Raw genomic sequence first — 14555 nt, 5'->3', positions numbered from 1 at the left:
ATTATTATTGACTATTAATTAGTCTAAAATTTCAGTAACCTGACCAGCACCTACTGTTCTACCACCTTCACGGATAGCAAAACGTAAACCGATAGATAATGCGATAGGACTTAACAACGTTACATCGATAGTTAAGTTATCTCCAGGCATAACCATCTCTACACCATCAGGTAAAGAAATAGTACCCGTTACGTCAGTTGTACGTACATAAAACTGAGGACGGTAGTTATTATGGAATGGAGTATGACGTCCACCTTCTTCTTTTTTCAAGATATATACCTCAGCTTTGAAATGAGCGTGTGGTTTAACAGATCCTGGCTTAACAATTACCATTCCTCTTTTGATATCTTCTTTAGCAATACCTCTTAATAAGATACCTGCATTATCTCCAGCCTCACCTCTATCAAGGATTTGACGGAACATTTCGATACCTGTAATAGTAGAAGTTAACTTTTCAGCACCCATACCAATGATTTCAACAGCATCACCTGTATTAGCAATACCAGTTTCGATACGACCTGTAGCTACAGTTCCACGACCAGTAATTGTAAATACATCTTCAATTGGCATTAAGAAAGGTTTCTCAACATCACGTGGAGGTAATTCAATCCAGTTATCAACAGCTTCCATTAATTCTAAGATTGTAGCTACCCATTTCGGGTCACCATTCAATCCACCTAAAGCAGAACCTTGGATAACTGGTCCATTATCACCATCATATTGATAGAAAGATAATAAATCTCTAATTTCCATTTCTACTAATTCTAATAATTCCTCATCATCAACCATATCCACTTTATTCATGAATACAACGATTCTAGGAATACCTACCTGACGTCCTAAAAGGATATGCTCTCTAGTTTGAGGCATTGGTCCATCAGTAGAAGCTACTACCAAGATAGCACCATCCATTTGAGCAGCTCCAGTAACCATATTCTTTACATAATCCGCGTGACCTGGACAGTCAACGTGAGCGTAATGACGGTTAGCAGTAGAATACTCTACGTGAGATGTATTAATAGTAATACCTCTTTCTTTTTCTTCTGGAGCGTTATCAATTTGATCAAATGATTTTGCTTCAGAAAAACCTGCATCTGCCAATACCTTAGTAATTGCAGCTGTTAAAGTAGTTTTACCGTGGTCAACGTGTCCGATAGTTCCAATATTTAAATGGGGCTTCGAACGATCAAAGGTTTCTTTTGCCATGATTTAATAATTTTAATCTTAGTGTTATATATTAGTGTTCAAAAAATAATTTTTTTTAAGAGCCAATGACGGGAATTGAACCCGTGACCTCTTCCTTACCAAGGAAGCACTCTACCCCTGAGCTACACCGGCTTTTATGTGTTCAGACGTTGAACTCAGAAAACCAAACCGAGTGTTCTAAACTCATAATCCGTGGGGAGAGCAGGATTCGAACCTGCGAAGATGTAATCAGCGGATTTACAGTCCGCCCTCGTTGGCCGCTTGAGTATCTCCCCAAAACCTTTTATAATTAGTTATTTAAAACTCAGAGCCAGTGGAGGGACTCGAACCCACGACCTGCTGATTACAAATCAGCTGCTCTAGCCAGCTGAGCTACACCGGCAACTTAAATATAAAAAGTCCGCTATTTCTAACGGACTGCAAATGTATATAATTTATTTTTGAATCAAAACATTTTTGTTGTTTTTTTTTTATAATATCAATTCGATCTTAATTTTTCTTTTCTTCTCACAATTGCTCTTTCTAATGAATCTACCGATAAGTCAACTCCCTCTTCAAAAGATTTAGCTGTTTTCTTTACAATAAAATCATCTCCCGGAACATTGATTTTTATCTCGACTGTTTTGTTTTCCTTGTCGCTGGTGTTCTCTAATTTTAAAAAAACTTCAGCAGAAACAATCTTGTCGTAATACTTTTCTAATTTATCTAGCTTTTCTTGAACAAAATCGACTAATTTTCTGTCAACATTAAAATTTACCGCTTGCAAATTAACTTTCATATCTTTTCAATTAAATAGGTTATACTTTGAGTTATTACTTATTTCTAGGATGTGCTTCTTGATATACTTTTTTAAGTTCAGCTAAACTGCTGTGTGTATAAATTTGCGTCGAAGACAAACTAGCATGACCTAACAACTCTTTAACAGAATTCAAATCTGCGCCATTGTTTAATAAATGAGTCGCAAATGAATGCCTAAGAACGTGTGGACTCTTTTTTGTTTTTTGTGAGACAGTACTAAAGTACTCCTTTATTAATCGATAAACAAACGATTCACTTACTTTATTTCCGGCAGTAGACAAAATTAACACATCATTTTCCTTAATTACTTCTAAATCATTTCGTTCTTCATTATAGGTTTTAATTAATTGCAAGGTACAATCAAGCAGCGGTATAATGCGCTCTTTATTTCTCTTACCAATAACCTTTATGCTTTTTTGCGAAAAATCTATTTGCCGGGTTTTGATGTTAATCAATTCAGCTCTGCGGATTCCAGTAGTATAGAATAGTTCAATGATTAATTGATTTCGAATTCCCTCAAAAGAATTTTCATAATTATTAAATTCAAAAACATCTTGCAACTCTTTTTCTGAAAAAGGAATCTGAATTTTTTTTGCCGTTTTGAGTGATTTATGCTTTAATAATGGATTTATTGTGATCTGTTGTATTTTTAGTAGGAATTTATAAAAGGATTTTAAAGAGGCAATTTTTCGGTTAATAGAAGTGTTCGAAATATTATTATCGACCAAATCTACAATCCAACTTCTGATTTGGGAGTAATTGACCTCCTCTAAAGGAATAGCCTCTTTAACTGCAATCAAATAGGTTTGAAAAGAGCGAATATCAGCTAGATAAGCCTGAACAGTTAAAGGAGAATAATTCTTTTCCTTGTCTAAATAATCTTGATATGCTTGTAAATTAGTTATCATAAAAAAACCGCTAGAAACAAAGTTACACTTTATTATCTAGCGGTTGATATAGATTATTTAAAAAAAATTAATTTTCTAAATTGTCCTTCATGTTTTGAATATAAGCTGCTTTCTGAATTTTAGCTCTGTTTGCAACTGAAGGTTTCATGAAAGCTTGACGCGCACGTAACTGACGAACAGTTCCTGTTTTATCAAATTTTCTCTTATAGCGCTTTAATGCTCTATCGATATTTTCTCCGTCTTTAATTGGTATAATTAACATAATATTGACACCTCCTCTCGTTAAGGGTGCAAACTTACAAATTATTTTTGAGCTTTAGCTAGAATTTTTAAATTCTTTTATAAGGAAAATTAGATTTGAAAATTGCTGCCCTAGCCCAGATAGGAACGACATCCTTTTTTAAATTGCCTTGGGCTAAAACCCAAGGCAATTTAAAAAAGATATAGTGGATAGCGGGAAAAAGCTTCAAATTGAGATGCTGAAACTTGCTCACAATTCTAAAATTACTTTTTATTTTACAGCTGGTTTGTAGTTTTGATTGTCGATGATCATTTTTGATAAAATCTCTTTCAAAATTTCAGAAGTTCCACCTCCGATTGGTCCTAAACGACTATCTCTTAATAAGCGTGCTAATGGATATTCTTCCATATAGCCATAACCGCCAAGCATTTGCAAGCAATCATAAATTGCTAAATCGGCTACTTTTGTAGATTTTAGTTTGGCCATCGTTGCTTCTTTTACAACATATTCACCTTTATCTAATCTTGCAGTTGCTGCATAATTGAACACTTTACAATGTTCTACTTCGGTTGCGTGTTCTACCATTGTGTGTCTCAGCGCTTGGAATTTATTAATTGTAGTTCCAAAAGCTTCTCGTTGCGACATGTATTCAATTGTATATTCAATTGCATATTCTGCTCTTGCATGGGCATTAATTGCCATAATTAAACGTTCAAAAGCAAAATGCTGCATAATATAAGGAAAACCTTTTCCTTCTTCACCCATTAAATTCTCTACCGGAACCTCTACATTATCAAATGCTATTTCTGCAGTATCTGAAGCTCTCCAACCTAATTTATCTAGTTTAGTCGCTGAAATACCTGGTAAATTACTATCTAATAAAAAGATGCTAATTCCTTTATTTCCTAATTCTGGACTTGTTTTAGCAGCAACTACATAATAGTCTGCATAAACACCATTGGTAATAAAAGTTTTAGAGCCTGTAATGATATACTTATCTCCTTTTTTAACTGCTGTTGTACGCATTCCTGCGACATCACTTCCACCAAAAGGTTCAGTTACACATAATGCTCCTATTTTTTCACCAGCGATACTTGGCGCTAAATAGTCTTGTTTTATGCGTTCGCTACCTTCTGCATTTAAATGCGTCATTGCTAAATATGCGTGCGCCCACATTGCTGCAGCAAAACCAGAAGATTTTACTTTTTGAAGTTCTTCTAAGAAAACAACGGAATAGAACAAATCTAAATTCATTCCGCCATAAGCTTCAGGATAGTTTATTCCGAAGAAACCCATTTCGCCAAATTTTTTCCAAATAAAGCGTTCGATAGTTCCTGTTTTTTCCCATTTTTCAATGTGAGGTACTACTTCCTTTTGCAAAAAGTCGCGGAAACTTTTCCTGAATAATTCGTGTTCTTCTGTGAAGTATGTTGAATTCATATTCTTATAAATGTTATGTAAATTTTTGTTATTTTTTTAGAATTCCAAATATAAGGCGATTATTTTTATTTTATCGTTAGGCATTCCTTTAATTTTTGTTAAATCATCAATATGCTTAATTCCGTTATTCATCGTTCTAAAAATGACAATTTCTTTAGCAAGCGCATAATTAAAGTACGGGAAAGTCGCCAATTCTTTTATTGATAGTTCATTAATTGCAATCTTCTTTTGTGCCGAAGTATTTTTAACGAAGAATCGTTTTTGCAAATCGGAAATTGCTTCGGGGCTAATTCCCCAAATAAACTGAAATTGATCCATACTTACAAATTCACCAAATTTTTCTTTTTCGAGTAAAATTTTATCGGCTAACTTCTCACCTATTCCATAAACTGCGATTAGTTCGTCTCGTGAAGCTATATTTATATCTTTTTGAACGATAGCAATCTTTTCTTTAGGAAGGAATTTATGGTATTTTCCCCCAGAAGAATAGGTTTTATTGGTAACCCAATCTGGGAATTTGAAATGAGGGGAAAGTTTATTGAGCAATTCATTCGAAACCTGTGTTACTTTTTGAAATTCTTTAGCCGAATTAACGTATTTATTTTGACTACGGAAAGAATGCAACCGATCTATTTCTGCAACTGACAAGCCTAATTTATAGCCTTTATAATCGGTTATAAAATTAGGATTAAAAGGATAAACCGTATCCTTCTTAATAGCTACAATCTGTTTTAAGCTATCAATTTCTCCTTGCATCGCTAGCCAAGCTTTATCTACTTTTGGTTTCTGATTTGCAAATAATTTGTCCGCAAATAAGAAATAACTCATTTGCACGATAATAATAAAGAAAAATAACAAGAAAATCCCACTTCGGTGTTCTCTTGAAAACTGGAAGTAGGATTTTATTTTATTCATTGTATCTGATATTAATTTTCTTTTCTAACTAATTCATCATCATTTTCAGAAAAGGAATCTGGTTCTTGTTTTGGCGGAATTGTCAAAACTTTATAGAAAAAATAAGCAGCAAAAGAAACGACAATTCCTTGAGCACATATCATTGTTATTAATGCTGATGTATTCATATTATTTTAATTTAAATATTAATAAAATCTAAAAAGTAGCTCTTCCTTCTCTTGCTCTTTTCTTATAGGCAAAGTAAACAATTAAACTAATAAAAGCAAATAACGAAAGTAACAACATTCTACCCATAAACTTATACAAGGTGTCGTTTGTAAAATCTCCTTTAGCAATTACATCTTTTGGCTTAACGATATCCCCTTTTTTAACCGACACTATTTGATTTTTATCTGAATCAAAACTATATTCTTTATAATTTTTGAATTCAACTTCTTTTATTTTTTCAGTTTCTCTATCAAATACCTTTTTGGTATCCATAAATGAAAGCTTGATTGTTTTATCAGTTGCTTCTTCCACTACACCACTTTCTGTTCCATTGCTTCCAAAACTTTCAGCATAATAATCACTTGCGAACCATTCTTTATTGTTGGTGTCGGCATCTCTTACTTTATCAATCCAATCCGGCACACTTGAAACTAAAACCCATCCTAAAAGTGCTGGTGTTACAATTAAAATCACATACTTAAAAAAGATTGGCACTTTGATATCGGCACCCAAATTAATTTCTTCCCATCCTTTCTTAATTCCGAAAATATACGAAAATAAAATTGTTTCTAGGAAGGCGAAAACAACTAAACTTACCGTTCCTGCCCAATAATCATACTGGTCAAAAAGACCTTCATTATAAAAAATAACTGTTGGTAATCCCATTATTAAAACTAAACCTCCAAAAGACCAAGCGCCTTTATTCTTACTCCAATTAAATTCATCTTGCATGAAACCCATCCAAGGTGTTCCCATCGCTAAAGAAGACGTAATCCCTGCAAAGAACAACAATCCGAACCAACATACACCAGCAACAACAGCTAATACAGGCCCCCATTGTTGGAACAAATAAGGCATTGTTTGAAAAGCCATTCCAAAACCAGCGTTTTGAATTACCCAATCTAATCCTAAATAACCTGCAGCAATAGGAATAACAATTAAACTTCCTAACACCACTTCTACGAATTCATTCATAAAACCAGCAGAAACAGCATTTAAAGCAATATCATCTTTAGTTTTTAAATAAGCTGCGTAACAGTGAATTGTACCCATCCCTACAGATAAAGTGAAGAATATTTGACCAGCAGCGGCCAGCCAAACTTTCGGGCTTGTTAGTGAATCGAACTGCGGCGTCCAAAGGAAATTCAGACCATCCCAAGCATTTGCATCTGGAAAAATATCAGAAGCACCAGAAGTACCCAACGTTAAACCTTTAACGGCCAATACAACCCCAAAAAGAATTAATAAAGGCATTCCGATTTTGGCCACTTTTTCAACGCCTCCTAATCCTTTTGATAAGATAAATGTATTTAAAAGAAGACATAAAACATAAAATACGACCGCTTCATAAGGAATACCAGTGGTAGATTGCGAAATATCAACATAAGAATTAAAGAATCCTGCTACTTCTCCCTGGCTCATTCCATTGAATGTACCAGATAAAGTATGATAGACATAAGACATTGTCCACGATTCAATATAACAGTAATAAGCAGCTACTGCAATATTAGTAAAGATTCCGAAAACACCTACGTATTTCCATAGTCTACCTTTTACCATTGAGTCAAGGATATAAGGTGTACTGTGATTTCCGAACCTTCCGCCAAATCTTCCTGAAGACCATTCGATGAATAATAACGGAATACCCATCACCAAAAAACATATTAAATAAGGAATAATAAAGGCGCCTCCACCATTTTGAACTGCTTGTACTGGAAATCTAAGGAAGTTTCCTAAACCAACAGCATTTCCTGCCATTGCTAAAATTAGGCCAACTCGGGATCCCCAAGAATCTGCTTTTGTAGACATATAATTATATTGGTTGTTTATTTTTCAAAGATAAGAAAACAATCTAAAAAACAAATAAAACTTACATTTAATGTAATTTTACAAGTCAAATACTGAACTTCTTTTAGTTTTAATCATATCTTTTAATTTTAAAAGAAAAGCTAAGGTTAAATAAAATCCAAAACCTAAACCTACTGTGACGAAGGAGATATAAATAAAAAACAAACGAACATTAGAGGTACGCATACCTAATCGATCCGCTAATCTAGAGGCTACAAAAAAACCATGTTTTTCGAAAAAATGTAAGAGATTTTGTATCATTATTTTATTTTAGTATTCAAAATTACAATTAATTTTTGAGCAAATGAATACCAACAGCACATTGCAAGCATTTTTTTTGTTCACAATAATCCTTTTTCAATTGCAGTAAGGCTTGTGTTTGAAAGGCACTTTTCGAAATAATTCCTATTTCTTTAAATTTATCGATGATTATATTTTTCTCGGGCGGAATAGCCATCGCTAAATCAATAATTTCTTGTGAAATTTCCTTATTTAAACTTTGTTCATAAGCAAATCGAACGGGAATTATGGTATTTATAAGAATTAAATCGATAAATGAAGTAGTCATTTTTTTTTTCTTTTTCACGCTTTTTTTGTCGAAATTATAATGCGTTTCCCAATAATTACTAATTTCCAACTTAAACAAATCATAAATTTGCTCAATTGAAGTGACGCTCATTACTTTCGAAAACAAATTTTGTTCTTTATGATACAAAGCAGCTAATTGTGCCAAACGAATAGTGGGGAAATTATCCGGACGGTGTTTGAAAAACTCCACTTTATCGAAGATACTTTTTTGGATATTATGTTTGTATCCTAAATAATCAAACTCCTTTTGCAATTCAATAACATAACTATCTTGAAAATCGGAACCTAACATATTGGCTTGGCCGAAGAATAAAGCTTCTAAATTTTCAACTGCAAACGATTCTTTTCTAATTACGGAAAATGGAATTGATTTGGCCATTTTTAAAAACAATGCTCCATTAGTATTTAATCCGAAATTCTTGGCCAATAGACAAAATAGTATTGCTTCCCAATCATTATTCGATGCTTCTAAAAGCTGTAAAATTTCATTAGATTTTCGTTCTAATCGTTCAAAATACAAACGTTCTTCCCAATTTTTAAAAATAAAATCGGTTACAGAATGCAAATCGTTTTCACAATAAATCCAATTCTTTTGCGTAATTAAAGATTGATATTTACTTAAATCGGAAAGTTGGACGTAATTTTTTAGTTCTAACGTCGGAATTTCCGTGTTATTCTTTCTGAAAATAGGAGTATCGTGGTCCCAAACAACGTGTAAAATTACCGAATCATAATTACTGTCTTTTTCGTGATTGTGTACATACCAATCAGACGACTTGAGATGAATTTCGATGTTGCCCGCCCATTTTTGCTGGCCGATAATAATTTGTGCATTGAAAAAATCAGGCCCGGCAAGTTGGAGATATTGGCCTGAATTTAAAATCTGAATGGATTCTCCTGTAGTAGTTTTCAGATCAGTAACAGCAAATTTCTTATGCTGCCACAAGTGGTGCAGATAATCTTCTTTCATTTTGTATGGCGTATAGAGTTGAATAACAAATATAAAAAAATTATATTTGCTAACCAACACTACAGAATGAAAAAAATTATAACTATTGCATTACTAAGCCTTTTTACTTTTACGCAAGCTCAAAAGGGGATAAAAGTCACTTATTTAAAAAGTTCAAACGGAACACTTATTGAAAATCAAGATCCAATTTTACTTTTTACCAACAAAACGGAAACCTTACTAACTTCAGAAAGCATTCACAAACGAAAAGCAAAATTTCCTTTTGAGCAATCGTTGATTTTTCGTTCGGACGATAAGATTATGCAAATTACCCAATTACAAAAAACAAAATCAGTAACCACAATAGATAGTTTTTCTTTAGGTAAACAGCGCTTTGAATTTACTAACGAAACTAAAACGATACTAGGTTATAAATGTAAAAAAGCAAAAACTGTAATTAATTCTAATACAATCGAACTTTGGTATACTGACGATTTAAAGGTAAAGGGTGCACCAACAACTTTAGGTCAAAATCTAGGATTGGTTTTAGAGATGGTACGCAATGGAAATTATGCGATTACTGCAACTAAAGTTGAAAAAGCAAAATCGGTAAATCCAAAGCAGATTTTAGACCGAAATACAACAAAAAGTAAAGCAATAGACGGTTTGTCATATCGCGATTTGGTTTGGAAAAGTCGTTTTACTACGATAAAAGTATTTGAAAACGAAACTATTAATTTTTCAGACAAATCAAAATCGAACGATAGTATTTTAAAATTTGCTAATGGAACGCTAATTCTGAAAAAAGTTACATTTCCTGAAATTAAAAAAGGAGATTTGGTTTTTGTCGATTTATTAGAGCAATCTCAAGGCGATGCTTACGATAGAACAGGTTCCGTTTTTATGATTCCCGAAGACAAAAAACAATCTTTTTTTGATGGTTTGCAAAATGGTGCGAAAACTTTACCTATTTATGAAAATGGTAACAACAAACAATATCAAGGTGTAATTGCAACTTCGGAATATGCACCGCTAATCGAATTAATGCGATTTTTTACGCCTTTTGGGATTAAACAATACAATCACATTCAACTCAAAGATAAAACTTGGCACGAAATGGTTCCTTATCGTTCTGAAATTACAGAATTGAAAGCTAATTTATCTGGAAAATCGGTTTATGTGGGAACTTTTATTTCCAATTATCACCAAGGCGGACACAAAGTTTCATTGCATATCACTATAAACCCTAGCGAAAGCAAGTTAGACAAAACTAATTTCTCCCTTCCTTTATTTAATACAATGAATGTGATGGAAATGGCAAGTCAAGAATATGCGACAATGTTTAATAACGAGAAAGGTTTGGAAGTTCACTTTGTATTAGACAAAGACATTAAAAACGCAAAGTTACGCTATATTACTACTGGTCACGGTGGTTGGGAAAATGGTGATGAATTTGTACCAAAAAGAAATACTATTATTTTAGACGGAAAAGAAGTGTTTTCATTTCTTCCTTGGCGACAAGATTGTGGCAGTTATCGCTTATTCAATCCGGCATCTGGGAATTTTAATGACGGCTTGTCTTCTTCAGATTTGAGTCGTTCAAATTGGTGTCCGGGAACGGTTACGAATCCAAATTATATAGAACTTGGTGATTTGAAAGCAGGAACACATACCATTCAGGTGAAGATTCCGCAAGGTCCAAATGAAGGAACTAGTTTTAGTTCATGGAATGTTTCTGGCGTTTTGCTCGGAGAATAAAAAAACAAAGCCGTTCAATTGAACGGCTTTGTTTTTAGAAGCTGCAATAATCCCGACGATTCGGGACTGCTTGACAAACTAAATATTCTATTTTATCGAACCAATAATATCGTATTTCGTGATGATATGATGATTTCCATTTCCTAAATCAATTAATACCGCTTGGTTGTCTTTGGTAATTAATTTTGAAACTTCTTCCACTGGAGTTCCTACTTTTACGATTGGAAATGGTTTTCCCATAACTTCTCTAATTGGACGTTCGGCAGTATTTTTATCGGTAATGAAGCTTTGGAATAAATCAGATTCATCTACAGAACCTACAAATCCGTTGATGTCAATTACTGGAATTTGTGAGATTTTATATTTTCTCATTCTTTCAATCGCGTGCGAAACCAATTCTTCTGTACGAACAATTACTAAAGGTTTATCGATGTGTTCTTTGATTAAATCTTCTGCTTTTGTGATGTTTTCTTCTAAATATCCTCTTTCACGCATCCAATCATCATTAAACATTTTTCCAACATAACGGCTTCCAGAATCGTGAAATAAGACCACAACTACATCTTCTGTAGTAAAGTGTTCTTTTAGTTGCAATAAACCTTTTACAGCAGCTCCCGCAGAGTTTCCAACAAAAATTCCTTCTTCTAAAGCAATTTTTCTGGTATAAACCGCGGCGTCTTTATCGGTAACTTTTGTAAAACCATCAATTAAAGAGAAGTCCACGTTTTTAGGTAAAATATCCTCGCCGATTCCTTCTGTTACGTAAGAGTAGATTTCGTTCTCATCGAAAATTCCGGTTTCGTGGTATTTTTTAAAAACAGAGCCGTAAGTATCAATTCCCCAAATTTTAATATTTGGATTTTTTTCTTTTAAATATTTCGCTACGCCAGAGATTGTTCCTCCAGTTCCAACACCCACAACAAAATGAGTGATTTTTCCATCTGTTTGTTCCCAGATTTCCGGACCTGTTTGTTCGTAATGTGCTATGGCATTACTTGGATTATCGTATTGGTTTACGTACCAAGAATTAGGAATTTCATCGCCTAATTTTTTTGATACAGAATAATACGAACGTGGATCTGTTGGTTCCACATCTGTAGGGCAAACAATTACCTTTGCTCCTACAGCTCGAAGAATGTCCGTTTTCTCTTTTGATTGTTTATCCGAAATTACAAAAATACATTTATAACCTTTTACGATCGCTGCTAATGCTAAGCCCATTCCGGTGTTGCCTGAAGTTCCTTCGATGATGGTTCCGCCTGGTTTTAAGCGTCCGTCTGCTTCTGCGTCTTCAATCATTTTTACGGCCATTCTGTCTTTTACGGAATTTCCTGGATTGAAGGTTTCTACTTTTGCTAATACCAAAGCATCTACTTCGGCAGTTACTTTATTTAGTTGCACTAATGGCGTATTTCCAATAGTTTCTAGTATATTTTTTGCGTATTTCATTATTTTCTGTTGTCAGTTGACTGTTATCTGTTATTGACTGTTTTTATTTTTGCAAAGATAGTGTGAATATTACGAATACAAAAACGAAAATGGAAACCCTCCTAACCCTGATAGGAGTGGTAGCTCCCGATTGAAAAGCGGGACTTTAACGGACAGCAGGAACAAGGAAACCAAATAAAGCCCAAGCGATTCGTTTCTATTTAAAGAAATTCCATACCAATCCGAAGCGAATCATAAAATCACGATACGGATAATTTGGCCCTGAGTAGAAATTATTTCCAGTCATTGCGGAGTTAAAGTGTTCGGCTTTTAAGAACAAACGCGTTTGGCGGACTCTGGCATTGATGAAGAAATCGACCATAGGGAAATCGCCGATCTTTTTCTCGTTTTGCACGTAGAATTCTCCGATTAATGGATTGTAATCGTTTCCGTAGTATTTTGTGAAATACTGAAATGTGAATCCGGTTTGAATTAACATTGCTCTTTTGAATACGTAATCCGAGAAATAAAGGGTGTTTCTTGTGGTGATTTGAGGCACATTTACAATATTATCCGCTTGATCTACAGCCTGATAAAGAATGGTATTGTCTAAAGCTAATTTCCAGAATTTAATTTCTTTACTCGCTTTGACAGACAAATAATTGATGGTTTTATCGTATTGCACCGGCTTAATCAGTAAAGATGCAATGTCGTTTGTAGTATTATCAAAATACAAATGATCATTTAATACTTTATATTCGGCTGATAAATTCACCCATTTTGTGTTGGCAGAAAAAGAGAATTGATTTGTTTTTTCAGTTTTAAAATTATTGTACCAGTTGTAACTGATGTAATTGCTTTGGTATAAAGTGTAATTTAAATTAGGCAAGCTGTTTAACTTCTGATAATTAAACTCAAATGCTATAGCATCGTTGAATCTATATTTTGCATTGGCTTCGATATTTGAAATCGAAGGATCGCTGATGGATTGCGAAACAGTGACATTTGTAAGAATATCTTTGATGCGATAGGTATAATTTCCACCAAACATATTGATTCGGTCTGAAATGGAGTTTGGCACTTCAATCGCTCCTGAATTTCCGTAAATTACGCTGTTGTAGTAATAATTATAATTGGCATCATCTACAAAAAAGGATAAATCGCCATAAGATTTTGTGGTATAAGCAACTCCAACCTTGTTGTACATTTGGTTAAAGCGGGTTTTATTGCTAATATTGTTGGAATATGAAGCGCCAAATCTTGAACTAACGGTAGGCTGTGTGAATTCAAAAAATTTGTATTCGTATTCAAATTGATGCGTGAATACTAAACTATTGGGGTTAGTTTTGTTTAATTTGAAGGAATGATCAACGAAAAAGCGATTTCCCTTCAATAACGAAGTAGCATTTTCGAAATAGACATCAATACGATTTCTCTCTTTAAATCTCGTGTCACCTGACTCAAAATCGGCCGTGTTTATAATTCCTCCATTTTCTTGATTAGAAATATCTTGACCAGTGAAATGCGTATTTAAAAAATAACGTTTGTCTTTAGTAAAATAACTACTGGTAAATCTGAAATTACCAGAACTGGTTAAAATATTGACATATTTACCTAAAGACCGGAGTCCTTTATATGCAATTGAAAAATTAAAATTTTCTTTAGTGTTCACCGTCAAAAAAGCATCAAGTGATTGCCCTTGCTCCATCACGGTTTTATAGTACAAATCAGTTAAAGGTGTAGGTACAGAGTAATACTGCACGTCGTTAGCTTCTATGTAATTAAAATGTTTGGCTGTGAAGCCCATATTAGGTTGCAAGCGCTTTTTAATTAACCCAAAATCTAAAGTATTGTAAGTTTGTCCTTCATTTGAAAAGGGTAACAAACCAAAAATATCTTTTCTAAGCAAATTGTATTTGTACTCACTTTGAATTGTTAAAGTAGTATCTACAAAAGTAGAATCTTTTTGAAGATTATAAATTTTATAAAGTGTAATGGAAGGTTTTGGTTCTTTCCCTTTCACTACAACTTCCGTATTATTTAAATCAAGATCTTGCGCAAAAGCAATTGTTAGGAATAAAAGGAAAAAGGAACTAAAGTATTTTTTCATATCAAATAAATAAAAGCAAATGTAAACATAAAAAAACTAGACTAAAAGTAAGTTTTATTTTTTAAAAATAGATTGTCACTAAAATTAAGCAAAATTAAATCAATGAAAAAAGCACTTACGAAAAATTTCACAAGTGCTTCATATTATTATATCTTTAAT

General features: G+C 33.5%; 13 protein-coding genes and 3 tRNA genes. 1 reads left to right on the top strand and 15 read right to left on the bottom strand.

From position 1 onward, the window contains the following. Window positions 1–18: 18 nt before the first annotated feature. The 13 genes from tuf to T1L09_RS03535 all read right to left on the bottom strand — a co-directional run bounded on the left by tuf (window position 19) and on the right by T1L09_RS03535 (window position 9121). Window positions 19–1206: an elongation factor Tu gene (tuf, locus tag T1L09_RS03595; RefSeq protein WP_322549582.1), complete on the bottom strand. Its 1188-nt coding sequence runs from the start codon at window positions 1204–1206 to the stop codon at window positions 19–21. Between the two features lie 60 nt (window positions 1207–1266). Next, a tRNA-Thr gene (locus T1L09_RS03590) sits at window positions 1267–1338 on the bottom strand. 61 nt (window positions 1339–1399) lie between these two features. Further along, window positions 1400–1481: transfer RNA gene (locus tag T1L09_RS03585), tRNA-Tyr, on the bottom strand. A 33-nt stretch (window positions 1482–1514) separates the two neighbouring features. Beyond that, window positions 1515–1588 (bottom strand) — tRNA-Thr (locus tag T1L09_RS03580). 96 nt (window positions 1589–1684) lie between these two features. Continuing rightward, window positions 1685–1984 (bottom strand): ribosome hibernation-promoting factor, HPF/YfiA family, encoded by a 300-nt coding sequence (gene hpf, locus T1L09_RS03575; RefSeq protein WP_322549581.1) that lies wholly within the window; start codon window positions 1982–1984, stop codon window positions 1685–1687. A 34-nt stretch (window positions 1985–2018) separates the two neighbouring features. Further along, a complete protein-coding gene (locus T1L09_RS03570) occupies window positions 2019–2912 on the bottom strand; it encodes a tyrosine-type recombinase/integrase (protein ID WP_322549580.1) in 894 nt (297 codons plus the stop codon). Window positions 2913–2979: 67 nt separating this feature from the next. Further along, on the bottom strand, window positions 2980–3174 hold the full coding sequence (rpsU, locus tag T1L09_RS03565; RefSeq protein ID WP_322549579.1) for a 30S ribosomal protein S21: 195 nt from the start codon (window positions 3172–3174) through the stop codon (window positions 2980–2982). Window positions 3175–3423: 249 nt separating this feature from the next. Continuing rightward, window positions 3424–4593 carry an acyl-CoA dehydrogenase family protein gene (locus T1L09_RS03560; protein WP_322549578.1) on the bottom strand — a complete coding sequence of 390 codons (1170 nt, stop codon included), beginning with the start codon at window positions 4591–4593 and terminating at the stop codon, window positions 3424–3426. A gap of 36 nt (window positions 4594–4629) precedes the next feature. Beyond that, window positions 4630–5508, bottom strand: coding sequence for a ComEA family DNA-binding protein (locus T1L09_RS03555; protein WP_322549577.1), 879 nt, complete (start codon window positions 5506–5508; stop codon window positions 4630–4632). A gap of 11 nt (window positions 5509–5519) precedes the next feature. After that, window positions 5520–5675 (bottom strand): hypothetical protein, encoded by a 156-nt coding sequence (locus T1L09_RS03550; protein WP_322549576.1) that lies wholly within the window; start codon window positions 5673–5675, stop codon window positions 5520–5522. Window positions 5676–5703: 28 nt separating this feature from the next. Further along, complete coding sequence (locus T1L09_RS03545) at window positions 5704–7524, bottom strand: sodium-dependent transporter (RefSeq protein WP_322549575.1); 1821 nt, start codon at window positions 7522–7524, stop codon at window positions 5704–5706. Between the two features lie 78 nt (window positions 7525–7602). Continuing rightward, complete coding sequence (locus T1L09_RS03540; protein WP_322549574.1) at window positions 7603–7824, bottom strand: PspC domain-containing protein; 222 nt, start codon at window positions 7822–7824, stop codon at window positions 7603–7605. 28 nt (window positions 7825–7852) lie between these two features. Beyond that, entirely contained in the window at window positions 7853–9121 is a 1269-nt protein-coding gene (locus T1L09_RS03535) for a DUF2851 family protein (RefSeq protein ID WP_322549573.1), read from the bottom strand. 66 nt (window positions 9122–9187) lie between these two features. Between T1L09_RS03535 and T1L09_RS03530 the strand changes: the two genes are divergently transcribed. Beyond that, window positions 9188–10858 carry a GLPGLI family protein gene (locus T1L09_RS03530; protein ID WP_322549572.1) on the top strand — a complete coding sequence of 557 codons (1671 nt, stop codon included), beginning with the start codon at window positions 9188–9190 and terminating at the stop codon, window positions 10856–10858. Between the two features lie 87 nt (window positions 10859–10945). On the opposite strand, the gene T1L09_RS03525 is transcribed toward T1L09_RS03530, so the two are convergent. Continuing rightward, window positions 10946–12307: a pyridoxal-phosphate dependent enzyme gene (locus T1L09_RS03525; RefSeq protein WP_322549571.1), complete on the bottom strand. Its 1362-nt coding sequence runs from the start codon at window positions 12305–12307 to the stop codon at window positions 10946–10948. 196 nt (window positions 12308–12503) lie between these two features. Further along, window positions 12504–14396, bottom strand: a complete 1893-nt coding sequence (locus T1L09_RS03520) for a putative porin (protein ID WP_322549570.1) — start codon at window positions 14394–14396, stop codon at window positions 12504–12506. Window positions 14397–14555 lie beyond the last annotated feature (159 nt).

Source organism: Flavobacterium psychraquaticum, from assembly GCF_034497725.1.
Lineage (GTDB): Bacteria > Bacteroidota > Bacteroidia > Flavobacteriales > Flavobacteriaceae > Flavobacterium > Flavobacterium psychraquaticum.
This window is presented reverse-complemented; position numbering and strand designations above follow the sequence as displayed.

Excerpts from the sequence above, each read along its gene's own strand:
- T1L09_RS03570 (WP_322549580.1), bottom strand. The coding sequence starts at position 2,912 with ATGATAACTAATTTACAAGCATATCAAGATTATTTAGACAAGGAAAAG.
- T1L09_RS03530 (WP_322549572.1), top strand. The coding sequence starts at position 9,188 with ATGAAAAAAATTATAACTATTGCATTACTAAGCCTTTTTACTTTTACG.
- T1L09_RS03555 (WP_322549577.1), bottom strand. The coding sequence starts at position 5,508 with ATGAATAAAATAAAATCCTACTTCCAGTTTTCAAGAGAACACCGAAGT.
- hpf (WP_322549581.1), bottom strand. The coding sequence starts at position 1,984 with ATGAAAGTTAATTTGCAAGCGGTAAATTTTAATGTTGACAGAAAATTA.
- T1L09_RS03550 (WP_322549576.1), bottom strand. The coding sequence starts at position 5,675 with ATGAATACATCAGCATTAATAACAATGATATGTGCTCAAGGAATTGTC.
- T1L09_RS03535 (WP_322549573.1), bottom strand. The coding sequence starts at position 9,121 with ATGAAAGAAGATTATCTGCACCACTTGTGGCAGCATAAGAAATTTGCT.
- T1L09_RS03545 (WP_322549575.1), bottom strand. The coding sequence starts at position 7,524 with ATGTCTACAAAAGCAGATTCTTGGGGATCCCGAGTTGGCCTAATTTTA.
- tuf (WP_322549582.1), bottom strand. The coding sequence starts at position 1,206 with ATGGCAAAAGAAACCTTTGATCGTTCGAAGCCCCATTTAAATATTGGA.
- T1L09_RS03525 (WP_322549571.1), bottom strand. The coding sequence starts at position 12,307 with ATGAAATACGCAAAAAATATACTAGAAACTATTGGAAATACGCCATTA.
- T1L09_RS03520 (WP_322549570.1), bottom strand. The coding sequence starts at position 14,396 with ATGAAAAAATACTTTAGTTCCTTTTTCCTTTTATTCCTAACAATTGCT.
- T1L09_RS03560 (WP_322549578.1), bottom strand. The coding sequence starts at position 4,593 with ATGAATTCAACATACTTCACAGAAGAACACGAATTATTCAGGAAAAGT.
- rpsU (WP_322549579.1), bottom strand. The coding sequence starts at position 3,174 with ATGTTAATTATACCAATTAAAGACGGAGAAAATATCGATAGAGCATTA.
- T1L09_RS03540 (WP_322549574.1), bottom strand. The coding sequence starts at position 7,824 with ATGATACAAAATCTCTTACATTTTTTCGAAAAACATGGTTTTTTTGTA.